Raw genomic sequence first — 25,339 nt, forward strand, 5'->3', positions numbered from 1 at the left:
TGGGAGAGGACCTCATGAAATCGCTGGTGATCCACGCGCCCCGTGATCTGCGGATCGAAGACAAGCCCGAAGAAGCCCCTGGCCCCGGCGAGGTTCAGGTCGCCATTGCGGCGGGCGGGATCTGTGGATCTGACCTGCATTACTACCAGCACGGTGGTTTTGGCACGATCCGGATCAAGGAACCCATGATCCTCGGGCATGAGGTGTCAGGCCACATCACCGCACTTGGATCGGGGGTCTCGGGCCTCGAGGTCGGCCAGTTGGTGGCCGTGTCGCCGTCTCGGCCCTGTGGCCAGTGCCGCTATTGCGAGGAAGGAACGCACAATCATTGTCTCAATATGCGGTTTTACGGCTCTGCAATGCCCTTTCCGCACATCCAGGGAGCATTTCGCCAGGTTCTGGTCGCGGATCAGCGGCAGTGCGTACCCGCCGATGGGCTGACTGCGGGCGAGGCGGCGATGGCCGAGCCGCTGGCCGTCTGCTTGCACGGCGCGCGCCAAGCTGGCGAGCTTCTGGGCAAACGTGTGCTGGTAACCGGCTGCGGGCCCATCGGTCTGCTCTGCATTCTGGCCGCGCGGCGTGCCGGGGCGGCAGAGATTGTCGCCACCGACCTGACCGATTTCACCCTGAAGATGGCCGCTGACAATGGCGCTGACCGGGTGATCAATATGGCGAGCGCGCCGGACGGGCTGGCGGGGTACGAGGCCGACAAGGGGCACTTCGATGTTCTCTTTGAGTGCACAGGCGCGGCCCCCGCGCTTGCAGGTGGGATCGCGGCGTTGCGTCCGCGTGGTGTGATCGTGCAATTGGGGCTGGGTGGCGATATGACCCTGCCGGTTCAGGCTCTCACGGCGAAGGAGCTGCGCCTTTGCGGTTCGTTCCGGTTTCACGAGGAATTCTTCACCGGTGTCACGCTGATGCAGAAGGGTCTCATTGATGTAAAGCCTCTGATCACCCAGACGCTTGATCTGAAAGACGCGGTCAAGGCCTTCGAACTGGCAAGCGATCGCACCCAAGCCATGAAAGCCCAAATCGCCTTCGCCTAAGACCGCTTCTCAGTCGGCACACGGCTGCTATCCTGACAGAAAAAGAGGGGACAATCCGATGTCATTCTTCGAGGTGCATGACCCGGTCTTCGGTCAATACGTGCTGGGCAACGCGCCGGTCAAACAGCTCGCCACCGGGTTTGACTGGGTCGAGGGGCCTGTTTGGTTTGGGGATGCGGGGTGCCTGCTGTTTTCTGACATCCCCAACAACCGGATCCTGCGCTGGACGCCTGAGACGGGCATCACCACCTATCGCACGCCGTCGAACTATGCGAACGGGCACACACGAGACCGGCAGGGGCGGCTGGTCTCTTGTGAGCACGGCGGGCGGCGGGTCACGCGGACAGAACTGGACGGCAGCATTACGGTGATTGCCGACAGCTACGACGGCAAGCCGCTGAATTCCCCCAACGATGTGGTGGTGAAGTCGGATGGCACCATCTGGTTCAGCGATCCGCACTACGGGATCATGACCAACTACGAAGGGTTCGCGAGCGCGCAGGAAAACCCCTGCGTGGTCTATCGCGCCGACCCCGAAACGGGCGCGCTCGACGTCATGGTCGATGACATGAACTGCCCCAATGGTCTCGCGTTTTCGCCGGACGAGGCACTTTTGTATGTTGCCGACACGGGGCGAATGTTCAGCGATGATGCGCAGCATATTCGTGTCTATGACGTCGCCACCGACGGTGTTGCCGGTGGTCGTCACTTCCATACGATCGATCCCGGCGCAGCGGATGGCATCCGGGTCGATACCGACGGCAACCTCTGGTCCTCCGCCGCCGACGGGGTGCATTGCATCGCGCCGGATGGGCGGCTTCTGGGCAAGATCCTCGTGCCCGAGCTTGTGTCGAACATCTGCTTTGGCGGACGTGCGAAACACGAGCTTTACATTACAGCGACAACCAGCGTCTATCGGGTCATCCTGAACCGGCGCGGAGTGCAATTTCCATGAGCAGCGAAATCGGCCTCATTGGCCTTGGCACGATGGGGTCGGCGTTGGCACTGAACATCGCCGAGAAGGGTTTCGACATCGCGGTGTTCAACCGGACTGCGCAGGTCACCCGAGACTTCCATACCGAAGCGGGTGATCTCGCCAAGCGGATCACGCCGACGGAGACGCTGGAAGAATTTGTCAAAGCGCTCGCGGAGCCGCGTGCCATCATCCTCATGGTGCCTGCGGGCGAGATCGTGGACGCGCAGATCGAAGCTTTGAGGCCCCTGCTCGGCCCGGATGATCTTATCGTCGACGCGGGCAACGCGAACTTTCACGACACCAACCGACGGATGCGGGACGCCGCGGGGCCCTTTCTGGGCGTTGGCGTGTCAGGCGGTGAAGAGGGCGCGCGGCATGGGCCGTCGATCATGGGCGGTGGTCAGCGCGCGCATTGGGATCGCGTGGCACATATCCTTGAAGCGATCAGTGCCAAATACGACGGTGCGCCCTGCGCCACCTGGATGGGCGAAGAGGGTGCGGGCCACTTCGTGAAAGCGGTGCACAACGGCATCGAATATGCCGATATGCAAATGATTGCCGAGGTCTACGGCGTCTTGCGCGATGGCATGGGCTATGACGCGCCAAGGATCGGCAAGGTCTTTGATCGGTGGAACGAGGGCCCGTTGCGGTCCTACCTCATCGAGATTTCTGGGAACGTGGCGGGCACCATCGATCCGGCAACTGGCGGGCCATTGCTGGATGTGATCGTCGATGCGGCAGGCCAGAAAGGCACGGGGCGCTGGACGGTCATTGAGGCGCAGCATCTCGCCGCCCCGGTGCCTGCCATCGAGGCGGCAGTGGTGGCACGCAACCTTTCGTCCCGGCGAGAGACCCGCGCGGACGGTGAGGCGCTCTTTGGCGCGGCACCCAGGGCACTCCCGCCCGACACGCTGGGTGAGGACCTGCTCGAACAGGCGCTCATCTGCGGCAAGATCCTCTGCTATGCGCAGGGGTTCACGATGATCTCAGCGGCCTCCGACGCCTTCGGTTGGGCGCTGCCCCTGCCCGACATCGCGCGGGTCTGGCGCGAAGGCTGCATCATTCGGTCCGACATGCTGAACGATATGGCGGACGCCCTGACGCAGAACCCGGCGCAAAATCTGATGTTCGCGCCCTACTTCGCCGATCATCTCAAAGCCAGCCACGATGCCCTGCGCCAGGTGGTGGCCGCCGCCGCCCTGCACGGGACTGCGGCCCCTGCCCTCGCATCGGGCCTCGCCTATTTCGACGCTATGCGCACCGCGCGGGGCACTGCAAACATGATCCAGGGGCAGCGCGACTACTTCGGGCTGCACGGTTTTGCGCGACTGGATGATGGCAGCACGGATCAGCATGGGCCATGGGCGGGCTAGCACCATAGTGCCGGGCCTGGTTTGCAGCATATGTCTTTGTGAAAAATACGTGTAAAATCAGATCATGACCGCTGTGAATGCGCCGATTCCCCGTGAGGACCTGATCGTCTGCCCGCATTGCGATGCGGCCTATACGCTGTCCCGCCCCGGCCACGGCGAGCGTGCCGTCTGTCACCGCTGCGACACAGTGCTGATCATGCCGCGGCGCAAAGCCGGGCTCCAGATCATCGCACTTTCGGTGGCGATTGTGATCCTGATCACCGCGGCGGCGATCTTTCCGTTTCTGTCCATCTCGGCGGCAGGCGCGCGGAACTCTGTCTCGATCCTCGACGCCGCCCTCGCTTTCAGCGATGGGCCGCTGATCGTCTTGTCGCTTGCCACGGCCGCGCTGATCATCTTTGTGCCCCTGACCCGTGTTTTGCTGTCGCTCTACGTGCTGGTGCCCATCGTGATGGACCGCCCGCCCGCGCGGCACGCGGTCCAGGCGTTTCGGCTGGCCGAGGCGCTGCGCCCATGGTCCATGGCCGAAATCTTCGCCATCGGCTGCGCGGTGGCGCTCGTCAAGATCAGCGACCTGGCGGATGTAACCTTTGGCCCCGCGTTCTGGATGTTCGCCATCCTCGTGGTGCTCGTTGTGGTGCAGGACAACTTCCTGTGCAGGTGGTCGGTATGGAACGCGCTGAGCAAACCGAAACGGTCATAAACGCCCGCGACCTTGGTGTCGTCGCCTGCACGCGCTGTCTGCAGGTCTGGCCCGCAGAGACGGAATCCTGCGCGCGCTGTGGGCGCAGGCTCGTCCAGAGGGACCTGAAAAGCCTGCAACGGGTCTGGGCGTGGTGGATCGTGGGTCTGATGTGCTACATTCCCGCCAACCTCTACCCGATGCTGCGCACCCGCACGCTTTTCTACGTGCAGGAAGACACGATCGTCGGTGGCGCGATCGAGCTCATCCATTATGGCAATGTCGGTATCGCACTGATCATCCTGCTCGCCAGCGTGGCCATCCCGCTGGGCAAGTTCATGGCCATCGCCTTTCTCGCCATCTCGGTCACCCGGCCCTCCAGCATCTCCAAGACCCAGCGCCAGATGCTCTACGAGGTGGTCGAATACATCGGACGCTGGTCGATGATCGACATCTTCGTTGTCGCCATCCTGTCCTCCCTGGTTCAGCTCAAGGTGCTGGTGGCCATTAACCCCGGGCTCGCCAGTCTTTTTTTTGCGCTCTCGGTGATTTTCACTATGCTCTCGGCACAGGCGTTTGACAGTCGTATGATCTGGGATGCGCAGCAGGGCAAAGGACAACAACAAGAATGAACGACACCCCCGCCCCCGTGCCGATCGATCCTGCACGCGAGAGCTTCTTGGGCCGGGCCTCCATCGTCTGGGTAATCCCTTTGATCGCGCTGGTTATCTCTTTGGTGGTGGCCTGGCAGTCCTACAACGACCGCGGGCCGCTGATCTCGGTAGAGTTTGAGAGTGGCGCCGGCATCGCTGCGGGTCAGACCGAGCTGCGGTTCCGCGATGTGACCGTTGGGGTGGTCGAGAACGTGACCTTTGCCGAAGGGCTCGAAGGCGTTGTCGCCGAGGTGCGTCTCGAGAAGGAAATCGCCCCCTTCGTAGATGCAGGCGCCTCTTTCTGGGTGGTGCAGCCGGAATTGACCATCCAAGGCGTTTCCGGTCTCGACACCGTGCTCAGCGGGATTTTCATCGAAGGCTCGTGGGACAGCGAGGTTGGTCCGGAGCGGACGAGCTTCAGGGGTCTCGAGGCCGCGCCCCTCTTCCAGCCCGGCAAGGAAGGTCTGCAGATCGCGCTGCGCACCCGGCCCGGGGGCTATCTGACGGACAACGCCCCAATCCTCTTTCGCGGCATCGAGGTTGGGCGCGTCGGCCCGGCCCGCATTTCGCGCACGGGTTCCTTCGCCATCGCCGAGGCCATCATCTTTGAACCGCATGGGCGTCTGATCACCAACTCCACCCGCTTCTGGGACAGCTCCGGCTTTAGCGTCTCGCTTGGCCCGTCGGGCGCCGAGGTTGATTTCTCCTCGCTCGCGTCGCTGGTCGGCGGTGGGTTGACCTTCGACACCTTTGTCTCCGGTGGGCGCCGGGTCACCGATGGCACGGTTTTCGAGGTCTATCCGGACGATGTCAGCGCCCGCAACAGTGTCTTCAACGCCTCCGAGACCGATCTGCTGGAGCTTCGGGTGATCTTTGACGAGAATATCTCCGGGCTCACCGTCGGTGCTCCGGTGGAATGGAGCGGGTTGCGTGTCGGCTCGGTCGAAAGCCTGTCTGGCATTGTTGATTCCGATGAGTTTGGCGACAGCCGTGTGCGCCTTGACGTGGTGATTGGTATCCAGCCTGCTCGCCTCGGCCTGCAGGGGGATATCGATCCCGCCCGCGCGCTTGAATTCCTGCGCGCCCGCGTTGCGGAAGGCATGCGCGCCCGGCTCGCCACCGGCAGCTTGCTGACGGGCGGCTTGAAGGTCGAACTGGTTGAGATCGAGGACGCGGAGCCCGCCGAGGTGATCGTCTCGGAAGACGACATCGCACGCCTGCCCTCGACCGACAGTGAAATCTCCGATGCGACAGCCACCGTCGAAGGCGTCTTCACCCGCATCAACAGCCTGCCCATCGAAGAGCTGCTCAACAGCGCCATCGGTTTCATGCAAAGCGCCGAGGCCTTCGTCTCGAGCCAGGAGCTGCGGGAAACCCCGCTGGAGGTGCGCGCGCTACTAGGTGATCTGCGCGGCATTCTGACCTCTGAGGATGTGCAGAACATCCCCGTCTCGCTGAACGCAGCGATTGCGCGGGTTGAAACCATCCTGGCGCAGATCGAGGACGGGCGCGCCGTGGACCGCATCGTGCAGGCCATCGCCGAGGCGACAGATGCAGCGGCGGCCGTCAATGCCTCCGTAGCGGGCGTCCCCGAACTTATCAATAACCTCAGCAGCGTGGCCGCCAAGGCCGAGGCGATGCCCTTGGAAGAGCTGACCGTGCAGCTCACCGAACTGCTGGCCTCTGCCGATGATATCCTCGCCACCACCGCGGCGCAGGAGCTACCCGCGTCCTTGGGCGCCGCTCTGGATGAGTTGAACGCAACGCTGGCCGAGCTGCGCGAAGGCGGCGCGGTGACCAACGTGAACGCCACGCTGGCCTCGACCCGCGAGGCCGCGGATGCCGTGGCCCTGTCGAGCCGTGATCTGCCTGCGCTGGTGGAGCGGATCACGGAGGTCTTCGACCAGGCCAGCCGCACCATCGAAGGCTATAACAAAGGCGATGTGATCAGCCGCGATGCACAGGCCGCGCTTCGAGACATCTCTCAGGCCGCCGATGCGCTGACCTCCCTCGCCCGCTTGCTGGAGCGCAATCCCAGCGCATTGATCAGAGGGCGTTGACCATGGTTACCAAAGTTGTCTCAGTCGCAGGCGCCGCCCTTTTGGCGCTCACCGCCTGCGGTGTAAGCCCGGATCGCTATGTCGTACCCGACCCGACGGTGACAGAGCGCCAGCGGATCGCCTTCCGTGCCGTCGAGATCCGCGAAGTGTCCCTGCCGGCCTATGCTGCATCGGACGAAATCCCGCAGCAGGACACGGATGGGCGGCTCAGCAGTGATGGCGGTACGCTCTGGGCCGATACGCCCGAACGCGCGGTCGCACTTGAACTGTCACGCCATCTGGCCCGGATCACCGGCGCGCGGGTGGCCTCGGCCCCCTGGCCCTTCGAGAGCTTCCCCGATGCCCGGCTCGATCTGCGATTTGAGAGCCTCGTGGCCGAAGCCGACGGCCGGTTCCGCGCGACGGGTCAGTATTTTGTCGCCGTGCCCGATGGTCGACGCGAGCGGTCCGGCCTCTTTGATCTGGCGGTGCCCTTCGATCCGGCTGGCGGCCCACAGGCAATTGCCACCGCACGGGGGCAGATCATCCTCGATGTGGCGGCCTTCGTGGCCGCCAACGGCCTGCGCTAACGCTGCCAATCCGCCAACGCTTGGGCGACCCGGCCCAGCCCCTCCTCGAGGTTGACCTCGGTCCCGCCACCGACACCCAGCCTGATGTGCTGTGGCTGATCATAGGCGCTGCCCGGCAGCAGGAAGGTGCGGTACGGCGGCTCCAGCAAACGCCGTGCGAAAGCGTCACTATCCATGCCGTCCGGCAACCGGCCCAGACCGATGAGCCCCGCCTGCGGTGGCACCCAGCTGAGATTTGGCTGCGCGTCCAGCCAGCCGCTCAATCGCGCAAGGTTGTCGGCCCCGGCGGCACGCGCCGCCTGCAGAGACGCCGCGTATCGCTCCGGGCGCAGCGCGATCTCCGCGATGACCTCTCCCATGATGTTCATGATCTCCGAGGAATTCTCTCGCAGGATCACCGCGTCCATCAACAGTTGAGGATCGCGGCAGATGAGCCAGCCTGTCCGCAGCCCTTGCAGCCCCAAGGCCTTTGACACCGATCCGGTGGTGATCCCGCGCGCATAAAGCCCGGCGACCGACGGCGCCCGCGGTCCCTGCCACTCCAGCCCCGCATAGACCTCATCAACCAGCAGCCACGCCCCCACCCGCTCGGCGATAGCCACCATCGCGGTCAGCTCATCGTGGCCGAGAAGCTGCCCCGTGGGATTGTTCGGATTGCTCAGGAAGATCATGCGCGTTTTTGCGGTCACCGCCTCCGCCAGCGCGTCCAGCGGCAGCTGCCAACCATCGGCCTCCTCGCGTCTCACCTCGACGATTGTGGCGCCAACCGCGCGGGCCAGCACCGCGGCCTGCGGCCACCCCGGCGTTTCAACGACAATCTCATCGCCCGGCTGCAACAGCTGCATGATCGCCAGATAGTTGGCCTCCGCCGCCCCGGCAGTGATCAGCACATCCTCGAGTCCGCAATGGTGCTCAAGCCCGGCCTGCGTCAACACATGTGCGCGCAGCTCTGGCAGGCCGCGAAAGTCGCGGTTGTTCCAATCCAAGGGCAGCGCCGGGTCGAGCTCATCCAGAAACGCGCCCAAGGTGGGTGAGGCCGACAGCGAGAACCCGACAACGGCTTCGGGGTCGGCCTCGGTTGTCTCCAACAGATACTGGAACAACGCGTGTATCTTGACTTTCATGGTCCCTCCCCCGCCTACTTGGGCCAAGAAGACTGGCGAGGCAGGTGAGATGCAACCCCTTCTGACAGGGCGTCCCTTGCGGATGGCGGTGCTCGATTACGGGCTCTTTCAGGTGCACGCCAACGGGCGAATCATTGGCATCTGCGGCTACCTCATCCAGACGGATGCCGGTGAAAACGTGCTGATCGACACGGGCTTTCCCGCCAAATATGCCGAAGATTCCGTTGCCGCGACAGCCGAGGACGAATTGGGCAGCTTTGGCCGTGTTCTGTCGCTGACCGCAGACAACCTGGCGCCCGCTCAGCTGGAACAATTGGGCCTGTCTGCTGATAACATCACGGTCATGATCCAGAGCCACACGCATATCGATCACGTTGGTTTCCTGCACGGCTTCCCCGATGCGCCAATTGTGATCGCTGCCGCCGAACGTGCCTTACCCCGGCCCCTCTATTGGTCGGGCAAGCAGGTTATGGACTGGCCGGACCGGACCTACATCGAGGTCGACAGTGATACATCTGTCGGTCCGGGCTTCGACATCTATCTGGTTCCGGGCCACGCTCCGGGCCAGCTGGCCTTTCTGATCGAGCTGCCGGATACCGGCCCTTTCCTGCTCACATCGGATGCTATCAGCCGTCCCGCCGAGATCGACGAGCGGTTTGCCGGGTCTTGGAACGAGCCCGCCGCAATGGCCAGCGGCGCCAGACTGATGCGCATTGCAAAGGACCGGCAGGCGATGGTCATCTACGGTCACTGCCCCGAGCAATGGCCCAAGCTGCGCAAGGCGCCGGACTGGTACGCCTAACGCACATCGCGGCCCTGGTTGAGAATAATCACGTTGCCGCTCGAGATATCGCCGGCAGGCGACAGCAGAAACCCGACCCAAGCCGCAATCTCAGAGGGCTGCATCGCCCGCCCATGCGGCATCTGCGCGATGGCATCGGCCAGCACCTCCTCACTCACAACGCCGAAAAGCGGCGTTTCCGTCATTGCCGGTGCGATGGAGTTAACCGCAATCCTTTCTGTCGCATAACGCCGAGCGAGATCCTTGGTCAGCGTGTCGAGCGCCGCTTTCGAGGCGCGGTAATGCGGCGGATCAAAGGCATCGAAGTTGTAGGCCCCGTTCGAGGAGATGTTCACAATCTTCCGTACGCCTGCCCGCCCCAGCATCAGCTTGACCGCGGCCTGACAGCAATGGAATGCGCCCGTGAAGTTCAACGCCATCTGCCGCTCGAACACATCGGCGGGGATCTCCGGGAAATCAGACATAAGACAGGTGCCCGCGTTGTTCACCAAAGCATCGAGCCCGCCGTGCACCGCCGCGATATCGTCGAAGGCCTCGGTAATCGCCGCGGGGTCGGTCAGATCAACGCGTTCGCCGTCAAACCCGCCGCGCGCCATCTGCGCCAAACCGGCCTCGTCGATGTCAAACCCGATGACGTGAAACCCGTCATCGACGAGCCGGTCGACAATCGCCCGCCCCAGACCTCCGGCCGCGCCGGTCACCACAGCGGTTCGGGTCATGGGTTTTCCTTCCTGAAAGCAGGGTTGGTCATAGCGGGCCAATCAGCGGCGGCTGCGCGTTCAACGCACCCACATCGAAGCCCGCGAGCCGCTTGTACTTGGCCGAATGGGCGGCCAGTTCCTCCCGTGGGATCACATCTTCGATGCTGTCAAACACACCACCACAGCGGTCTTCGACCAGCTGCAGGATCGCATCCGGGCCGCTGCCGCGATTGGCCAGCGTGACAGCGGTGGTTCGAGGCCGCACACTGCGCTCATAAGCCTCCAGCGCATCAGCGGTGACACCATGTGCGAGCAGACAGGCGCCGAGCGTGCGCGCGTCCACAATGGCCTGACTCGCCCCGTTCGAGCCGACCGGATATGTCGGATGTGCCGCATCGCCCATCAGTGTCACCACTCCATCTCTCCAGCGGTCAACGGGATCGCGATCCACCATCGGATACTCAAACACCGCCTCTGCGCCCCGGATCAGTGCGGGCACATCCAGCCAGTCAAACACCCAGTCCTCGAAGGCGGGCAGAAAGTCTGCAAGGTCCGCCGCGCGGTTCCAGTCTTCCTTGCGCCAGCCTTCGCTCGGATCGACACGCCGTTCCGCAATCCAATTGATCACCGCGTTTCCGGTGGTCGGATCGGCCCTTGTGATCGGATAGGCCACGATCCGCTGGTTGTCATGCCCCGCGAGGACCATGTCGGCGCCGCTCAGAAACGGCTTTGCCCGCGTCGTGCCCCTCCAGAGGATTGCGCCACTCCAGACCGGCGGGCCCTCCCGTGGGTACATCTGCCCGCGCAGGGCCGAGTGGATGCCATCCGCGCCGATGATCACCGTGCCATCGACCGGGGTTGTACCACTGGGGCCCTCCAGCGTGAGCTCCGTGCCGGAAAACCCGGTCGCGCGATGTCCGGTCATAACGCAGCTCTCCCCCGCCCGCGCGCGCAGCGTCTCATAGAGCAACATCTGCAACCGCCCCCGGTGTATCGACACCTGTGGCCAGTGATAGCCTGCCGCCGTACCGCGCGGCTCTGTCCAGATTTCACCACCCGTCTTGCTATAGAACCCGACGCTTTGGGTCGATACGCCGATCTCCGCCAAGTCGTCGGCAAGGCCCAGATCATACAATTCGCGCACCGCATTCGGCTGCAGGTTGATACCCACGCCCATGGGCTTGAGCGCGCGCACGGCTTCGTAGATGCAAAACGGCACGCCAATCTGCTGCAGCGTCAGGCCCAGTGTCAGCCCCGCAATCCCGGCCCCGGCAATGAGAACGGTCATCGCCGGTCAGCCCGCCATGTGGCAGGCCACGCGCGCGCCCCGGATCTCGCGCATCTCGGGGCGGGTCTGGCTGCAGATGTCCTCTGCAAGCGGGCAGCGCGGGTGGAATGCACAGCCTTTCGGCGGATTGATCGGATCGGGAATCTCGCCGGTGGGCGGCGGCACTTCGCGCCCGAAACTGTCGAGCTGCGGTGCTGCTGCCAACAGCATCTGGGTATAGGGATGTTTGGGGTCATCAAAGAGCTCATCCGGCCCCGCCTCTTCCACCAGACGTCCCAGATAGAGCACGCCAATCCGGTCGGCCATATGCTGCACAACCGTCAGATCGTGACTGATAAAGAGATAGGTCAGGCCAAACTCGTCCTTCAAATCGCTCATCAGGTTCAGCACCTGCGCCTGCACCGAGACATCGAGCGCCGAGGTCGGCTCGTCACAGACGATCAGTTTGGGCTCAGAGGCCAGTGCGCGGGCGATGCAGATGCGCTGTCGCTGTCCCCCGGAAAACTCATGCGGAAACTTGCCCGCATCCTTCGCCGACAGACCCACCTGTTCGAGCAGCCGCTCCGCCATGCCATCGGTGTTGCCACCGCGTGCCGCCACCGGTTCGACGATGATATCCCGCACTCGCCAGCGCGGGTTGAGCGAGGCGAACGGGTCCTGAAAGATCATCTGGATTTCGCGCCGCACCGCATCGACCTTCGCCGCGTCCGTCTCACGTGCAAGATCGGTGCCGCGGATCTCCACTGCGCCGTCGCTGGGCCCAAGCAAACCGACGAGCATCTTTCCGATCGTCGATTTGCCCGAGCCGCTCTCGCCCACCAGCGCATAGACGGTCCGCTCCGCAATCTCGAAACTGACGTCTGAGACGGCGGTGAGATAGGACTTCTCGCGCCGTTCCACCACCCGGTTCAACCACGGTTTCGAGACATCGAAAATACGGGTCAGGTTGCGAATATCGACCAGCGCCATCAGGCCACGGCCTCCTCGACCATCGGAAAGAGACAGGCAGCGCGGCCATCGCCATCTTCGATACGCGGCCCGGGCGAAACCCGGCAACTGTCATGCACGCGCGGACAGCGCGGATGAAAGGCGCATCCCTCCGGCAAGGCATCAAGTCGCGGCATCGCGCCGGGGATCTGGTGCAGCCGATCCTTGCCGCGTGAGGCCAGCGGGGTCGATCCCATGAGCCCATGGGTATAGGGGTGGCGCGGCGTCGTGATCACGTCGCGCACCGGCCCAAGCTCCGCGAGTTTCCCGGCATACATCACCGCCACCCGGTCAGCGGCCTCGGCAATCACACCCATGTCATGGGTGATCAACATCACCGCCGTGCCCCGCTCGCGGCAGAGCTTCTTCAGGAGCGCGATGATCTGTGCCTGCACCGAGACATCGAGGGCGGTGGTAGGCTCATCTGCGATGATCAGGCTCGGTTCGGCGCAAAGGGCCAAGGCGATCACCACCCGCTGGCGCATACCCCCGGAGAACTCGTGCGGATAACTGTCCACGCGCTCCGCCGCGCCCGGAATGCCAACCTCCTCAAGTGCGGCAACCGCACGCCGGTCCGCATCTGCCCGGCTGATGTCCAGATGCGCCAGCATCGTTTCGGTCAGTTGATCCCCGATCCGGAGCAGGGGGTTGAGCGAGGTCAGCGGGTCTTGAAACACCATGCCGATTTCCTTGCCCCGCAGGCGTCGCATGGCATCGCCGGCAAGTTGATCCACCCGCGTGCCCCGCACATGAATTTCACCGCCTGCGATATGCGCAGGCGGGTTCAGAAGACCGATGACTGCATTGCCGGCCATTGATTTACCAGCGCCGCTCTCACCCACAACGCCCAGGATTTCACCTGCGGCAATGTCATAGGAAACACCGCTGACAGGGCGCAGAATACCGTGCCGTGTCGGGATCTCGACCGTCAGGTTACGGATGGACAGAACCGGATCAGCCATTATCGCAACCTCGGGTTCAGCGCATCGCGCAGCCAGTCACCCAGCAGATTGACGCTTAGGGCGAGCGCCAAGAGGGTGAGCGCCGGGAAGAGCAGAATCCACCACTCGCCCGAGAACAGGAACCCCTGCCCGATGCGGATCAGCGTGCCAAGGCTCGGCTGTGTCGGAGGCGCGCCGACACCCAGGAAGCTCAGCGTGGCCTCTGCGATGATCGCCAGCGCCAGCGAAATGGTGGCAATCACCAGCACCGGAGACAGCACATTCGGCAGGATGTGCCGCAGCATGATCGCCCCCGACCCGCGCCCGATGAGCCGGGCGGCCTGTACGTATTCCTTGTTCTTCTCGACCAGCGTCGCGCCCCGCACGACACGCGCGAACTGCACCCAGTCCGACAGACCAATCGCGATGATCAGCACCCAGATCGCCATCTGATCGCGGTACTCGACCGGCGTGATCCCCTTGGCGATGCCGAAAATCAGCATCGCCACGAGGATCGCCGGGAAGGTCAGCTGCACGTCGGCCACGCGCATGATGATCGTCTCGGTCCAGCCACCAAGATACCCTGCGATCAGCCCCAGCGTGACGCCCAGCACCATCGCGAAAAGCACCGCCGCCACACCGACAAAGAGCGAGATGCGCATGCCATAGAGGATCGTCGAAAACACATCGCGCCCCTGATCGTCTGTGCCAAGCCAGAAGGTCTCACCCGTGAAGGCATTTGGCTCCATCGGTTTGGAGAAGCCGTTCATCAGGTTCAGCGAGGCCGGATCGAAAGGGTCATAGGGGGCAATCAACGGCGCGAAAATGGCGCAGAGGACCATCAGCAACACGATCGCCGCCGAGACAATCGCCACGGGGGATTTGCGGAACTGATAGGCAAAATCGCTCTCGAGCGCGAGCCGCAGGCGCGAGCGTTCTTTGACCGCAGCCGGTGTGTTGAGAGAGGTCTCCGCCATCAGTGCGCCGCCGTCCTGTCCACGCGCAGGCGTGGATCAATTGCAAAATAGAGCAGATCAACGATCAGGTTGATCGCCACGAACATCACCGAAATCAGCATCAGATACGCGGCCATCACCGGGATATCCACGAACTGGATTGCGTTGATGAAAAGGAGCCCCACCCCGGGCCACTGAAACACCGTCTCGGTGATGATCGCAAAGGCGATAATAGAGCCAAGCTGCAGCCCCGTGACCGTGATCACAGGCACCAGCGTGTTTTTCAGCGCATGGCGGAAGTTCACCGCCCGGTCCCGCAGACCACGGGCGCGCGCAAAACGGATGTAGTCTTGCCGCAGCACCTCCAGCATTTCCGACCGCACGAGCCGCATGATCAGCGTCATCTGGTAAAGCCCCAGTGTAATCGACGGCAGGATCAGCGCCTTCAACCCGCTTTCGGTCAGGAACCCGGTGGACCAGCCGCCCACCATCACCGTATCACCCCGCCCGAAGCTTGGCAGCCAGCCGAGCTCAACGGAAAACAGGTAAATCAACAGGATACCAATCAGGAAGGTGGGCAATGATACCCCAATCAGCGAGACCGACATGATCGCATTCGCCGCAAACCCGTTGCGCCGGATCGCGGTGAAGACCCCCAGCGCGATCCCGATGCTGATCGCCAAAAACCCGGAGACTGCGGCGAGCTCCAGCGTTGCGGGCGCCCGTTCAATCAGGATGTCGGACACCGGCCGCCCCTGCCGGTAGCTCACTCCGAAATTGCCCTGCACCGCGCCTTCGAGGAACTTGTAGTATTGCACCGGGAAAGGCTGATCGAGGCCCAGCTCGGTGCGCAGACGCTCGATATCCGCCTGCGTGCGCTCCTGCCCCAGCATGTTGTCAATCGGATCACCAACAAAGCGGAACATCGAAAAGGCCACCGCGCCGACCACAAGTAACACAAGGATCGATTGGAAAACACGGCGGATGATGAAGGCGAGCATGTCGGTTCTCTAGTTCACGGTGACCCAGCGCAGCAGAAAGAAGTTATCGGGCCGCTGCGTCAGGTCGATATTCGCCTGTGTGCCCCACACCAGCGGCTGCACATAAAGCGGCACGTAAGCGACCTCGTCTTGCAGGATCTTCGTGGTCTCGTCGAGCATCATCTGCCGTTTGCTATCGTCGATCTCCGATTGGATCATCGGCAGAAGTTCATCGATCCGCGCATTCGAAAATCCGCCGAAATTCCAAGAGCCTAGCTTCTTTTCTTCATTCGGTGTGCTGGCCAGAAACCGCACCGGATGCTCGGCATCGAACGTGCCGGGCGACCAGCCCAGCAGGTACATGTCGTAGTTGTCACTGCGCAGCTCCGGCCAGTAGTTTTGCACCGGCATCGCATCGAGCGTCGCGCGCATTCCAACCTGCGCCAACATGCCCGTCACTGCCTGGCAGACGGACTCGTCATTCAAATAGCGGTCGTTGGGGCATTTCAGACCAAAGGAAAAGCCATCGGGGTACCCCGCCTCGGTGAGCAACGCGCGGGCCTTCTCCGGATCGAACGCAGGCCGTGCGGCCAAGTCCCCGCTAAACCCGCGCATCGTCGGGCTCACAAGCTGGCTCACCTCTTCGGCATTTCCCCGCATGATCGTCTGCAGGATCGCGGGCACATTCACCGCGTGTGCCACCGCCTGCCGCACACGGACATCGGCGAAGGGGTTGGCGTCTGTCGTCTCTCCGGAATACTTCAGCGCCTCGGCCTCATGCGGGAAGCCCAGCATGATGACCCGCGCCTCAATGCCTTGGATCACCTTGACCTGATCGTTCGCAGCCAGCCGCGCCGTATCCTGAATCGGCACCGGGTTGATGAAATCCACATCCCCCGAGAGCAGCGCCGCCACCGCTGTCGCCGGGTTCTGAATCGGTGTCAGCTCGGCCCGGGTGATGTTGTGTTCCGCTTCGTCCCACCATGCGTCGAAGGGCTCCAGCACCGTGCGCAGCCCCGGCTCGCGCGTCACCAGTTGAAAGGCCCCCGTGCCATTGGCATTCAGCGTGGCGAAGTTGCCGTTGTCCTTGTCGGGCAACCCGGCGTTGTTCGTCTCGGCCCAGCCCGCGTCCATCATCATCCAGTTCGCGATGCTGTCCGGGAAGATCGGGTTCGGCGCGGTGGTCATGATGTCGACGGTATAGTCGTCCACCACGCGCACCTCGGAGACCGGTGCAAACCAGCTGCGAGTATCAGCCGCCTCGCTCGACGCGCGCTCGTACGAAAAGAGCACATCCTGCGCGTCAAACGCACTGCCGTCGTGGAAGGTCACGCCCTCGCGCAGGGTGAACCGCCAGCCTGCCCCACCTTCGATTGGCTCCCATGCCGTAGCGAGCGCTGGTTCAATGGTCATGTCCTTGCCGCGCCGCACCAGCCCTTCGTAGACATTGTTCAGAAAGCCAAGAACGGCCGCCGAGTTCACCGCATGTGGATCCATCGTCTGCGGGTCTGTCGTCTCAGCCCATCGGAAGTCTTCGGCCCCAAGCGCAGACGCGGTGGCCATCAAAACAGCAGCAAAAGAGAGGGAACGGAGCATCGGATAACCCTTTCGGCAGATTTGCGGGAAAGCGGTGAAGACACGGCCCTTTGCCAGGGCCGCGCCAGATTTTTTACAAGCCCATCAGGCTCAGTTCAGCTTGAAGTACTTGATTTTCGGCGAATCTTCCGCCTCAACCACGGTGTCGATGCCAGACTTCATACCCCAGTTCAGCACCTGGTGGTGGATCGGGATATAGAGCTTTTCATCCTGCACCACTTCCCAGATCGCGGCGATATCCGCATCGCGCGCCTCCAGATCTGTGTTCGACGCAAGGCTCTGGATCTTGGCGTTCAGATCGTCGTTGGTGTAGCGCGTGGCATTCCACGACCCATACTTGTCGTCCCGCCCGTGCACGAGGAAGTTGAAGATGTACTCGGAGTCGTAGGTCGGCACACCCCAACCCAGCATGTAGAAATCTGTCTCAAGATTGCTGAGCAGCGGGAAGTGCTGGGCCTTTGGCTTGGCGTCGAGATTCACGGTGATCCCGATTTGCGCCAGCATCCCGACCGCCGCCTGACAGATCGCCTCATCGTTGATGTAGCGGTCGTTCGGGCAGTCGAGCTGGATCGAGAAGCCATCTCCATAGCCCGCCTCGCCCATCAACGTCTTGGCCTTGTCGAGATCGGTGGTCGAGGAGGCATCCATCGCCTCATCCCAGCCATTTACAAAGGGCGGTGCGATCATGCCCGCGGGGGCCGACTGTCCGCGCATCACCACTTGCTTTATTGCGTCGCGGTTGATCGCAAGGTTCATCGCCTCGCGCACACGCACGTCAGAGAGCGGGTTGGCGCCCTCGACGCTGTCATTGGCGAGGTCTTCATCGCCGACGTTCATACCGAAGAAAATAACCCGGTTCTGCGGCGCAGTGCGCACGTCGAGCCCATCTGTGCCCGCCACGCGGTCGAGGTCTTGCACCGGCACGTCCTGGATGAAGTCCACTTCGCCTGAGAGGAGCGCCGCCACACGGGTCGCCGCGTTCTGGATCGGCGTGAAGACAATCTCCGTCACATCCAGCGGGAATTCGTCCTTGCCCCAGTAGTTCTCATTGATGGTCAGCACCGTCTTCACGTCAGGCTCTCGGCTCACCAGCTTGTAAGGCCCTGTGCCATTTGCGTTTTTCGCCGCAAACGTGTCCTCACCACCTTCATAGTCCTGCACCTTCACCGCGTTGTTCGCCTCGGCCCAATCCTGGTCCATGATGAACATATTGGTCAGGTTGTTCGGCATGATCGGGTTCGGACCATTGGTCACGATCTCAATCGTATAGGCATCCGGCGCGCGCACTTCAGCGACAGAGGCCAGCAGTTCCTTATAGTCGGAATCTTCGGTCATCGCCCGCTCGAGGCTGAACTTCACGTCTGAGCTGTCGAAAGCCGCGCCGTCATGGAAGCTCACGCCTTCGCGCAGCTTGAACACCCAGACGTTCGGGTCGTCTTCCGACGGCGCCCATTCGGTGGCCAGCGCGGGCACAATGGTGCCGGCATGATCGCGGTGCACCAGCGGCTCCATGATCTGATGCGCAAAGGTGGAGGTCGGGCCTTCATTCTGCGCATGCGGGTCCAGCGTCAGGCTGTCACCTGCGCGCGCCCACCGCAGCGTCTCGGCGGAAGCCAGCGCCGTGCTCGACAGCAGTACCGCTGCCGACAAAACAGTTGTCGTCATTCTCATGATATTTTTCCCCGGTTTGTTTTTCTGGCACCCATCTTCGGGACGGCGCCGGGTTTGGCAAGCCCCTTCTGCAACTTCGATGCGAAGAGCTCTGACTTCATTGGTAAAAATCTGAGACTGCCAAGATTTCAGGCCGCACCGGGCAACAGGATATGCTGGCTGCCTTCCTCGAAACCTTTCAGCGACAACGGCCAGACAGTTCCGGGCCAGCGCAGCTCCATCTGCCGCCGCTTCGGACGGTAAACCGCCGTGTAAAGTGTGCCAAAACCTACGTTGAACGCGGTCGAATAAAGCGGCGGCTTCAGGAAAGCGCCGATGAACTTCTCTTCCGGATCACGGTGCAGGGTCAAACGATGCAGCAGGAACCGCTCACGCTCCACCGTCGCGGTGAACCGCGCGTGACTCACCCACTCGACATTCTCCTGATGGTTCGTCGCCACGGCCGCGTGGGTGATCAGCGTCTCGCGGTCCGGCGCCATCATCGCGGTCAGATACTGACGCTTTCGGTCCAGCACGGTCACGTTGTAACTCATATGCGTCGGGATCCGTGCGAGCGCCGCACCCGCCTCCTCCGCCGTCTCGCAAGTTTGCAACACATAGCGCAGGATCAACGGCACACCGAAGCCTTCGCCCACGACGCGCCGTCCGCCGAACGTCAGCGAAATCGAGAGACCCGCGTCGTTGACCCCATCAACCAGCCCCCAAAGCCCATCCGACGTGCCCATGACCTGCCGCCCCTGCCATTTCGTGTGCAGGACCAGGCTGTCGAAGGCATTGGGATTGTAGTCGTAGTTGCGCACCATGACCGGCTCCTTGCCGGTCCAGATGGCCTGGCTGCACCCGGCCAGATAGGGCGGCGGACAATAGAACGACAAAAATCGCGCCGCCAGATCACCACCACCGACCAGCTCGCAGAGCTCATCGTAAAGCGGTACGATCTCCGGCATATGCTGCTGCAAAGCGCCGCGCGACTCCGCATAGGTGGGCCGCGCGGTCTCGCCCTCTTTCAGCCACCAGCGTTTGTAATCCGGCCAATATTCGGCAAACAGCCCGGACCATTTCGGCCCAGGGCTGTCTTCACTCACGGCGCGCCATAACATCTGTTGCGCGGTCCTTTCGGGTCAGAGGATCTTGAACGCCGGATCCGCCAGCGCCGTCGCGGTGGGCAGCGGCTTAGCCGTCACGCTCTGCTTGATCCCGTGAATCCATTTTTTGGCGCGCTCATTCAACCGGAAATTCTTGGTCATCGAACGCCCCCGAGTGACCAGAATGCCGATGTCCGCACCCTCGTAGCGGTAGTCGCCAGGGCCGAGAATACGCAGGAAGAACGCCTCGTTCTCGCTCTCGACTGCCCGACGGTGATAATCGAACCGGTCATAAACCACACGCCCGTCCTCCAGCATCCGGTAAATGCCGGTTTCAGGCGCCGAGGTGCAGATATCCACGCTGTCTTCGGTGTGTTTGATCACCATCTGAGACCAACTGTCGATGTTCGCGCTATCTGCCCAGCGGGCGTTCAGCTCATCCACATCGAGGTTGAATTTCCGTTTAGAGAACTCCAGCAGGTGGAAGAGGAACAGCGGCGCATCCGCATGGGCAAAGGCCGCGTGGTTGGTCATCGACGAGGCCCCCGTAATGCGCGGGTTCAACTCGCCCAGCCACAGCTCACCCGTCTTCTTGTCGATCAGGAAATCGAGCTCGAAATACCCGCGATAGCCTTCCTTGCGCAGCTGCTCGCCGAACTTGAACGTGAGATCGCGCGCCTGCTGTCTGACTTTCGGCGGAAAGGCCGTCGACAGGATCTCATTGCCGCACCAACCACCGCGATAGGGCGTCAGCTCCTTGAAGCCGACAAGCTCCGTCATCAACGGCCCGACAATGGTGCCTTCCTTAGTGGCACAGGCCTCGATCGCCGATCCCCGGCAATCGATCCGCTTCATGATCTTGATCTCGCCCTCCCCGACGATCTCATGCTCATGCCGCCGGAAATCCGCCTCGGACTTGATGAAGAACGTGGTGTGCCCGGAGTCCCCGAAGGCGGATTGCAACACCAGATCATGCCCGATCTTCGCCTTCTCGCAGGTCTTCTTCAGATCTTCGTAGGATTTCACTTCAGCCAGCACATTGGGCACCGAGGGCACGCCCGCCTTGTTGCCGATGCGCACGGTTTCGATCTTGTTGTCCATCTTCGTGCGCAGCTTGGCTTTGGGGAACCAGACCTCTGCCCCCAGCTCTTTCGACAGCCGCTCGGTTTCCGCATCAAACATCAGGAAGACGAATTTCGGCTTGCCGCCGCGCCGCTTGATAAAGTCGATGACCTCCTTGTGCTGCAGCAGATAGTTGTTGATGTCCTCGATGGACTGGAACTCCGCATGCGGCTGCTCGGAGGGGCAGAACACATTGGGATGCTTCCCGCCGTAACAGTCGATGTAGCAGATGTACTTGAAATTCTTCACCCATTCGTCGAGGCCCAACAGGTTGAAATTCGTGGCCGAGATGAAATAGATCGGGTCCTCGTTGCGGTGGAAATAGCGGCGGATCTCCGAGATATTCTTCAGAACCGTAGCTGCCATGTCTTAATGTCCTTCCTGTTGGGATTATTCGGCCACCTGGGCCATTTTTTGCATCACCGGCTTGGCGTCGACGAGCGTCTGCAGCGCCTCTTGGGTAAAGACCCGCAGCCCCAGATCGGGCCGGTAGCCGTGGATTTCGCTCACATCCAGCGCCAGCATGAAAGCGAGGATTTCCTTGCTGACCACCTGCCCCGGCACCAGGATTGGAAAGCCCGGCGGGTAAGGGATGATGAAGCTGGCCGACACCACCTCTTCACCCGCATCCAGCGCCGCACCAAGCGCTCCGTTGATGTCGAAATAGTCGCATTTCTCCTCGTCATAGGCGAGGAAGAAGGCCGAGCGGATATCGCCCTCGCCCGTCACATCACACTGCCGGAAAGCATCGTGGAACCGGCTGAAATCAGGCAGCGGCGGCAGCTCTTCCATGAGGCCCTTGACCCGCCGCTCGAACGACAGTTTCTCCATCCGGCTCGCATCGTCCAGCCGCTCATCGATGGATTTGGCGATCTCCACCAACACTTCGATGAGATAGGCGACCGACGACCGCGTGGTGCCGATGTTGGTCATGAACAGCACCGTATTGCGTGAGGTCTTGTTGATCTGGATGCCGTATTTATCCATCAGGATATCGGTCTTGAACGTGTCCCCGTCCCAGCCGGTGCCACCAACGGCCAGCGTGACCCGCGTGGCATCCAGAACGAAATCATCCTGCTCCCAGCTGTCCCACATGTCGGTCCAGCCCTGCTGCGCGTCATAGTAGCTGGTGATGCCGGATTGCCGGTGGTGATCGGGGATCATGTCCCCCGCCGTCAACACCTTGAAATACTTCGACAAAAGCGGGTGCGTCATGATCGCCCGCCGCATCGACATCGCCGCCTCGATCTGGCGCTGCACGAACTCGAAGCCTTCCAGCTCCACCTGCCGGCGCCCCACGTCGAGGCTCGCGATGATCTGGTAATTCGGCGAGGTCGAGGTGTGGGTCATATAAGCTTCGTGAAAGGCCTGTTCCACTTCGCCTTTGAAATCCTGATCGAACACATGGATCATCGAACCCTGGCGCAGCGACGTCAGCGTCTTATGCGTCGATTGCGTCGAATAGGCCCGCACCCGGGCGTTCGGTGGCGCGATCAGCCGTGTGTCGAGCAGCTTCTCATCGTCGCAGCCCTCCAGCATCGACTGCTGCGCCTCGTAAAGCCGTTCATGCGTGTCACTGCGGAACTTCTCTTTCAGCGTGCCCGCGGCCGCCATCGCCGTCCGCTGCCGATAGGTCGGGTTGAACCGCGCAAAGGCGAACCACGCCTCGTCCCAGAGGAAGATCAGATCCGGCTTGATCGCCAGACATTCCTCCATCACCCGCTCAACATTATAGACCAGCCCGTCAAAGGTGCAGTTGGTCAGGAGCAGCATCCGCACCCGGTCGAGCTTGCCTTCCGCCTTCAGCTCCAGCAGCCGGTGCTTGATCTCGCGCAGCGGCACAGCGCCATACATCGAATATTCATTGAGCGGATAGCTGTCGAGGTAGCTCACCTGCGCCCCGGCCAGCACCATGCCATAGTGATGTGACTTGTGGCAGTCGCGATCCACAAGCACGATATCTCCAGGTCGAACAAGGGCTTGTACGACGATCTTATTACAGGTTGAGGTGCCATTCGTCGCGAAGAAGGTCTGTTTCGAACCAAAGGCGCGGGCCGCCAATTCCTGCGCCTCCTTGATCGGCCCATGCGGCTCCAGAAGACTGTCGAGGCCGCCCGAGGTCGCCGAAGTCTCGGCCAAGAAGATATTCGGACCGTAGAATGCCCCCATGTCCTGGATCCAGTGAGAGCGCGAGATCGACTTGCCCCGGCTGATCGGCATCGCGTGAAACACGCCCGTGGGCTGCTTGGAATAGTTGGTGAGCGCCGTGAAAAACGGCGTTTTGTTGCGCGCCTGCACCCCCCGCAGGATGTTCAGGTGCAGCTCCATGAAGTCTTCCTGATTGTAGAAGACCCGCCGGCAAATCCCCAGATCAAGCCCCGCAATCTCCTCGACCGAGCGTTCGGTGACCAGATAGGCATCCAGCTCGGGCCGAACCTTCGCCACCAACCGGCAAAGCTCCGGCCCGTAGTTTTCGGGCAGCATGTTGTCGATCTCTTCCTGCCCGCCCGCGCGGGTGATAAATCGCGCGACGATCTCCTGATCCATCCGCGATTTCAGCACCAGCCCAGGCCGCACGACAATCGCCTGAATGTTGTGGTTGAAGAGCACCGCCACCAGCGCGTCCTCAAGGCTCGGCACCACCAACGCCTCGTAAACAAACGGGTCTTCCGGCCGCCGCATCCGGGTGACATTGCTGCGCAGCCATCGCTCCTGATGCTCATTCACATTATCGACGATCAGCACCTCGAAATAAGGCTTGGCCAACGCCCGCGCCTCCGGGGGCAGCATCGCCTCATCGTCATGCTCTTCGTGATCAATGCTGTCCCGCTCCAGCGGGATGTGACGGCGGCGGTACGCCCCGGTGGTCAGCGCCCGCGTAACCCGCCCCACCGCAAAGGCCAGATCATCGAAGGAGCCGTGCTCGAACTGCCGCCGCATGTGATCAAAGGCCGCCATGCCGGGAAACGCCCAGTAAGGCTCGATGACTGCAAGCGATTTGAAGAGCTCCTCGACGGTCTCGCACAGCGCGGCTTGCTGCTTGGGTTTTGGGCCGCGGGTCAAGCCCGAGGTGGCCTCGCGCAGCGCGCTCCATCGGTCAGATCGCAATTGAATCGCCGAAGAATAATCGTTTATCGCATGCATCAGTCGTCCTCCGCTGTCCGGGACAACCACCGATGCTGCGCGGGCCAGGCCCGCCTTACTCCGGCGATCTACCCGCTAGATTGTTTTTCGTTTTCCCCCGTACCTTCGGTCAGGGGTTTTGGCGCCACTTCGGTCGCTGCGGCTTTGTCGGTATGGGATGCCGGGTGCGCGGCCACGGCACCGGACAACGTGTCGATCGCCATGCCCTTGAAGGCTGGCGTCTCCTGCACTTTCTGAGCTGGCACATCCACGTGAAGTCCCGCGCGCGTCCCCTGTTGCGGTATTTCCAGTGGGCCCAACGTCTTCAGATAGGCATCGGTTCCGCTGTCACGGTCATATACGGAGAAATCGACGGATCGGTCGCGGAAGCTTTTTAGCACCTGGCCCAGCCCCTTCATGCCCGTCTCGCGCTGACGGCGCACCATGTTGAGGTCGATCTCGATGGGGAACATATCCTCTTGCCCCGCCGACTGGTGCAGCACATGCGCCGACGGATCGACCACAAGGCTGCGCCCCACCCCGCCTGCACCCAAGCCATTGACATCAAAGACATAACACTGGAATTGCGCCGCCGTCGCGCGCGCAATGGCGAGCTCTGCATCGCGGTCGGTGGTGCCGGTCAGCACCGGGTGCAGCAACACTTCCACGCCTTGTGCAGTCAATTGGCGCGTGGTCTCGGGGAACCAGATGTCATAGCAAATCGACAGCCCAAAGCGGCCCACCTCGGGCACGTCGAACACACAGAACTCCGTGCCCGCCGCAATCCCCGTCTCATAGGGCCGGAACGGGAACATCTTGGCATAGCGTTTGATGATCTCCCCCTCGGGGTTGATCACCACGGCGGTGTTGAATACCAGCCCCGTCTCCGGGTCGCGCAGGAACATCGAGCCCGGGATCAGCCAAACGCGATGTTTGCGCGCGGCCTCGCAAAAGGTCTCGAGCGCCTCGTTCTGCGGCGGCTGAGCGAATTTATCGAGCGGGCCATAAGGCGCCAGCTCGGAAAACAGCACCATCTGCGTCCAGGGGAAGCGCGCCATCAGCACGTCCAACCGGTGGATCATCCCTTCCACGTTGGAATGCAACGCGTTCACATACATCTGCACGCCGGCAATGGCGAATGGGGTCATAACAAAACACTCCGTCGCGGCGAAGGGGGCCGGTTTGGCCCGCGAATGGCTTCGCACCGCGTTGCCTTACGCCCATCGGGCGCAGGTTGGAACCACTGATACGCATGTGGAGTAAAAGGAACGTTGGGGAACTGGCGCTTTGCCCATGGAGCAGGCGCCGAGACAGCTATGCTGACTATTATTTTAAACAAACCCATGACCTCTCCCCGCAGGTCGCTGACTGGGAAAGCGCAGGGGCGCATCCATGGGCAAGCACGTTGGCAACAGGTCCCCCGTTTCTTTCTGCGGTCTGCGCCACCCCGTCGTGTCGCGGGATTCGACTTTTTGATCATACGCGCAGCCGACTGGGTTAAAGCGTACGAAGCTTTGCGCCGCTGATCAAGCATCATGGCCAAAGGCGCCGTCGCAAAAGGGTGATACAGAAATCCTTGCGCAAATCTGCACAATGACTCATCA

Annotated in this window: 21 protein-coding genes; 8 read left to right on the forward strand and 13 right to left on the reverse strand. The window is 62.1% G+C overall.

What is annotated here, in order from left to right:
• Nucleotides 1-14 precede the first annotated feature (14 nt).
• The 7 genes from ACVC7O_RS21325 (at nucleotide 15) to ACVC7O_RS21355 (ending at nucleotide 7,359) form a co-directional block, all read left to right on the forward strand.
• Nucleotides 15-1,046, forward strand: a complete 1,032-nt coding sequence (locus tag ACVC7O_RS21325; protein WP_458326254.1) for an L-idonate 5-dehydrogenase — start codon at nucleotides 15-17, stop codon at nucleotides 1,044-1,046.
• Nucleotides 1,047-1,104: 58 nt separating this feature from the next.
• On the forward strand, nucleotides 1,105-2,001 hold the full coding sequence (locus ACVC7O_RS21330) for an SMP-30/gluconolactonase/LRE family protein (protein ID WP_458326255.1): 897 nt from the start codon (nucleotides 1,105-1,107) through the stop codon (nucleotides 1,999-2,001).
• Complete coding sequence (gndA, locus tag ACVC7O_RS21335) at nucleotides 1,998-3,395, forward strand: NADP-dependent phosphogluconate dehydrogenase (RefSeq protein ID WP_458326256.1); 1,398 nt, start codon at nucleotides 1,998-2,000, stop codon at nucleotides 3,393-3,395. The genes ACVC7O_RS21330 and gndA overlap by 4 nt, the downstream gene beginning before the upstream one ends.
• Before the next feature lie 64 nt (nucleotides 3,396-3,459).
• Nucleotides 3,460-4,098: a paraquat-inducible protein A gene (locus ACVC7O_RS21340; protein ID WP_458326257.1), complete on the forward strand. Its 639-nt coding sequence runs from the start codon at nucleotides 3,460-3,462 to the stop codon at nucleotides 4,096-4,098.
• Nucleotides 4,065-4,709 (forward strand): paraquat-inducible protein A, encoded by a 645-nt coding sequence (locus ACVC7O_RS21345; RefSeq protein WP_458326258.1) that lies wholly within the window; start codon nucleotides 4,065-4,067, stop codon nucleotides 4,707-4,709. Before ACVC7O_RS21340 ends, ACVC7O_RS21345 begins: the two co-directional genes overlap by 34 nt.
• Nucleotides 4,706-6,790 (forward strand): PqiB family protein, encoded by a 2,085-nt coding sequence (locus ACVC7O_RS21350; RefSeq protein WP_458326259.1) that lies wholly within the window; start codon nucleotides 4,706-4,708, stop codon nucleotides 6,788-6,790. Before ACVC7O_RS21345 ends, ACVC7O_RS21350 begins: the two co-directional genes overlap by 4 nt.
• A gap of 2 nt (nucleotides 6,791-6,792) precedes the next feature.
• On the forward strand, nucleotides 6,793-7,359 hold the full coding sequence (locus tag ACVC7O_RS21355) for a PqiC family protein (protein ID WP_458326260.1): 567 nt from the start codon (nucleotides 6,793-6,795) through the stop codon (nucleotides 7,357-7,359).
• Here ACVC7O_RS21355 and ACVC7O_RS21360 read toward each other — a convergent pair.
• Nucleotides 7,356-8,483: an aminotransferase class I/II-fold pyridoxal phosphate-dependent enzyme gene (locus tag ACVC7O_RS21360; protein WP_458326140.1), complete on the reverse strand. Its 1,128-nt coding sequence runs from the start codon at nucleotides 8,481-8,483 to the stop codon at nucleotides 7,356-7,358. The two genes, ACVC7O_RS21355 and ACVC7O_RS21360, sit on opposite strands and share 4 nt — an antisense overlap.
• 49 nt (nucleotides 8,484-8,532) lie before the next feature.
• Here ACVC7O_RS21360 and ACVC7O_RS21365 point away from each other — a divergent pair, with 49 nt between their 5' ends.
• Nucleotides 8,533-9,285 carry an MBL fold metallo-hydrolase gene (locus ACVC7O_RS21365; protein ID WP_458326141.1) on the forward strand — a complete coding sequence of 251 codons (753 nt, stop codon included), beginning with the start codon at nucleotides 8,533-8,535 and terminating at the stop codon, nucleotides 9,283-9,285.
• On the opposite strand, the gene ACVC7O_RS21370 is transcribed toward ACVC7O_RS21365, so the two are convergent.
• The 12 genes from ACVC7O_RS21370 to ACVC7O_RS21425 all read right to left on the reverse strand — a co-directional run bounded on the left by ACVC7O_RS21370 (nucleotide 9,282) and on the right by ACVC7O_RS21425 (nucleotide 24,883).
• Nucleotides 9,282-10,004, reverse strand: coding sequence for an SDR family NAD(P)-dependent oxidoreductase (locus ACVC7O_RS21370; protein WP_458326142.1), 723 nt, complete (start codon nucleotides 10,002-10,004; stop codon nucleotides 9,282-9,284). The genes ACVC7O_RS21365 and ACVC7O_RS21370 overlap by 4 nt on opposite strands.
• A gap of 28 nt (nucleotides 10,005-10,032) precedes the next feature.
• Entirely contained in the window at nucleotides 10,033-11,274 is a 1,242-nt protein-coding gene (locus ACVC7O_RS21375; protein ID WP_458326143.1) for a flavin-dependent oxidoreductase, read from the reverse strand.
• Between the two features lie 6 nt (nucleotides 11,275-11,280).
• Complete coding sequence (locus tag ACVC7O_RS21380) at nucleotides 11,281-12,243, reverse strand: ABC transporter ATP-binding protein (RefSeq protein WP_458326144.1); 963 nt, start codon at nucleotides 12,241-12,243, stop codon at nucleotides 11,281-11,283.
• Nucleotides 12,243-13,223: an ABC transporter ATP-binding protein gene (locus ACVC7O_RS21385; RefSeq protein WP_458326145.1), complete on the reverse strand. Its 981-nt coding sequence runs from the start codon at nucleotides 13,221-13,223 to the stop codon at nucleotides 12,243-12,245. Before ACVC7O_RS21385 ends, ACVC7O_RS21380 begins: the two co-directional genes overlap by 1 nt.
• Nucleotides 13,223-14,179, reverse strand: a complete 957-nt coding sequence (locus tag ACVC7O_RS21390; RefSeq protein WP_458326146.1) for an ABC transporter permease — start codon at nucleotides 14,177-14,179, stop codon at nucleotides 13,223-13,225. Before ACVC7O_RS21390 ends, ACVC7O_RS21385 begins: the two co-directional genes overlap by 1 nt.
• The gene (locus ACVC7O_RS21395) at nucleotides 14,179-15,159 is read right to left on the reverse strand and encodes an ABC transporter permease (protein ID WP_458326147.1); all 981 of its coding nucleotides are present in this window, start codon (nucleotides 15,157-15,159) and stop codon (nucleotides 14,179-14,181) included. Before ACVC7O_RS21395 ends, ACVC7O_RS21390 begins: the two co-directional genes overlap by 1 nt.
• 9 nt (nucleotides 15,160-15,168) lie before the next feature.
• Nucleotides 15,169-16,734: an ABC transporter substrate-binding protein gene (locus tag ACVC7O_RS21400; RefSeq protein WP_458326148.1), complete on the reverse strand. Its 1,566-nt coding sequence runs from the start codon at nucleotides 16,732-16,734 to the stop codon at nucleotides 15,169-15,171.
• A 90-nt stretch (nucleotides 16,735-16,824) separates the two neighbouring features.
• Nucleotides 16,825-18,405 (reverse strand): ABC transporter substrate-binding protein, encoded by a 1,581-nt coding sequence (locus ACVC7O_RS21405; protein WP_458326149.1) that lies wholly within the window; start codon nucleotides 18,403-18,405, stop codon nucleotides 16,825-16,827.
• A gap of 128 nt (nucleotides 18,406-18,533) precedes the next feature.
• The gene (locus tag ACVC7O_RS21410; protein WP_458326150.1) at nucleotides 18,534-19,505 is read right to left on the reverse strand and encodes a C45 family autoproteolytic acyltransferase/hydolase; all 972 of its coding nucleotides are present in this window, start codon (nucleotides 19,503-19,505) and stop codon (nucleotides 18,534-18,536) included.
• A gap of 21 nt (nucleotides 19,506-19,526) precedes the next feature.
• A complete protein-coding gene (locus ACVC7O_RS21415) occupies nucleotides 19,527-20,978 on the reverse strand; it encodes a biotin carboxylase (RefSeq protein ID WP_458326151.1) in 1,452 nt (483 codons plus the stop codon).
• Nucleotides 20,979-21,002: 24 nt separating this feature from the next.
• Nucleotides 21,003-23,756: an aminotransferase class I/II-fold pyridoxal phosphate-dependent enzyme gene (locus tag ACVC7O_RS21420; RefSeq protein ID WP_458326152.1), complete on the reverse strand. Its 2,754-nt coding sequence runs from the start codon at nucleotides 23,754-23,756 to the stop codon at nucleotides 21,003-21,005.
• A gap of 68 nt (nucleotides 23,757-23,824) precedes the next feature.
• Nucleotides 23,825-24,883, reverse strand: a complete 1,059-nt coding sequence (locus ACVC7O_RS21425) for a carbon-nitrogen hydrolase family protein (RefSeq protein WP_458326153.1) — start codon at nucleotides 24,881-24,883, stop codon at nucleotides 23,825-23,827.
• Between the last annotated feature and the right edge of the window lie 456 nt (nucleotides 24,884-25,339).

The organism is Roseobacter cerffii (assembly GCF_054226325.1).

Excerpts from the sequence above, each read along its gene's own strand:
- ACVC7O_RS21380 (WP_458326144.1), bottom strand. The coding sequence starts at position 12,243 with ATGGCGCTGGTCGATATTCGCAACCTGACCCGTATTTTCGATGTCTCG.
- ACVC7O_RS21395 (WP_458326147.1), bottom strand. The coding sequence starts at position 15,159 with ATGCTCGCCTTCATCATCCGCCGTGTTTTCCAATCGATCCTTGTGTTA.
- ACVC7O_RS21360 (WP_458326140.1), bottom strand. The coding sequence starts at position 8,483 with ATGAAAGTCAAGATACACGCGTTGTTCCAGTATCTGTTGGAGACAACC.
- ACVC7O_RS21375 (WP_458326143.1), bottom strand. The coding sequence starts at position 11,274 with ATGACCGTTCTCATTGCCGGGGCCGGGATTGCGGGGCTGACACTGGGC.
- gndA (WP_458326256.1), top strand. The coding sequence starts at position 1,998 with ATGAGCAGCGAAATCGGCCTCATTGGCCTTGGCACGATGGGGTCGGCG.
- ACVC7O_RS21330 (WP_458326255.1), top strand. The coding sequence starts at position 1,105 with ATGTCATTCTTCGAGGTGCATGACCCGGTCTTCGGTCAATACGTGCTG.
- ACVC7O_RS21365 (WP_458326141.1), top strand. The coding sequence starts at position 8,533 with ATGCAACCCCTTCTGACAGGGCGTCCCTTGCGGATGGCGGTGCTCGAT.
- ACVC7O_RS21355 (WP_458326260.1), top strand. The coding sequence starts at position 6,793 with ATGGTTACCAAAGTTGTCTCAGTCGCAGGCGCCGCCCTTTTGGCGCTC.
- ACVC7O_RS21425 (WP_458326153.1), bottom strand. The coding sequence starts at position 24,883 with ATGACCCCATTCGCCATTGCCGGCGTGCAGATGTATGTGAACGCGTTG.
- ACVC7O_RS21340 (WP_458326257.1), top strand. The coding sequence starts at position 3,460 with ATGACCGCTGTGAATGCGCCGATTCCCCGTGAGGACCTGATCGTCTGC.
- ACVC7O_RS21325 (WP_458326254.1), top strand. The coding sequence starts at position 15 with ATGAAATCGCTGGTGATCCACGCGCCCCGTGATCTGCGGATCGAAGAC.
- ACVC7O_RS21410 (WP_458326150.1), bottom strand. The coding sequence starts at position 19,505 with ATGTTATGGCGCGCCGTGAGTGAAGACAGCCCTGGGCCGAAATGGTCC.
- ACVC7O_RS21350 (WP_458326259.1), top strand. The coding sequence starts at position 4,706 with ATGAACGACACCCCCGCCCCCGTGCCGATCGATCCTGCACGCGAGAGC.
- ACVC7O_RS21385 (WP_458326145.1), bottom strand. The coding sequence starts at position 13,223 with ATGGCTGATCCGGTTCTGTCCATCCGTAACCTGACGGTCGAGATCCCG.
- ACVC7O_RS21420 (WP_458326152.1), bottom strand. The coding sequence starts at position 23,756 with ATGCATGCGATAAACGATTATTCTTCGGCGATTCAATTGCGATCTGAC.
- ACVC7O_RS21345 (WP_458326258.1), top strand. The coding sequence starts at position 4,065 with ATGGAACGCGCTGAGCAAACCGAAACGGTCATAAACGCCCGCGACCTT.
- ACVC7O_RS21390 (WP_458326146.1), bottom strand. The coding sequence starts at position 14,179 with ATGGCGGAGACCTCTCTCAACACACCGGCTGCGGTCAAAGAACGCTCG.
- ACVC7O_RS21370 (WP_458326142.1), bottom strand. The coding sequence starts at position 10,004 with ATGACCCGAACCGCTGTGGTGACCGGCGCGGCCGGAGGTCTGGGGCGG.
- ACVC7O_RS21405 (WP_458326149.1), bottom strand. The coding sequence starts at position 18,405 with ATGAGAATGACGACAACTGTTTTGTCGGCAGCGGTACTGCTGTCGAGC.
- ACVC7O_RS21415 (WP_458326151.1), bottom strand. The coding sequence starts at position 20,978 with ATGGCAGCTACGGTTCTGAAGAATATCTCGGAGATCCGCCGCTATTTC.
- ACVC7O_RS21400 (WP_458326148.1), bottom strand. The coding sequence starts at position 16,734 with ATGCTCCGTTCCCTCTCTTTTGCTGCTGTTTTGATGGCCACCGCGTCT.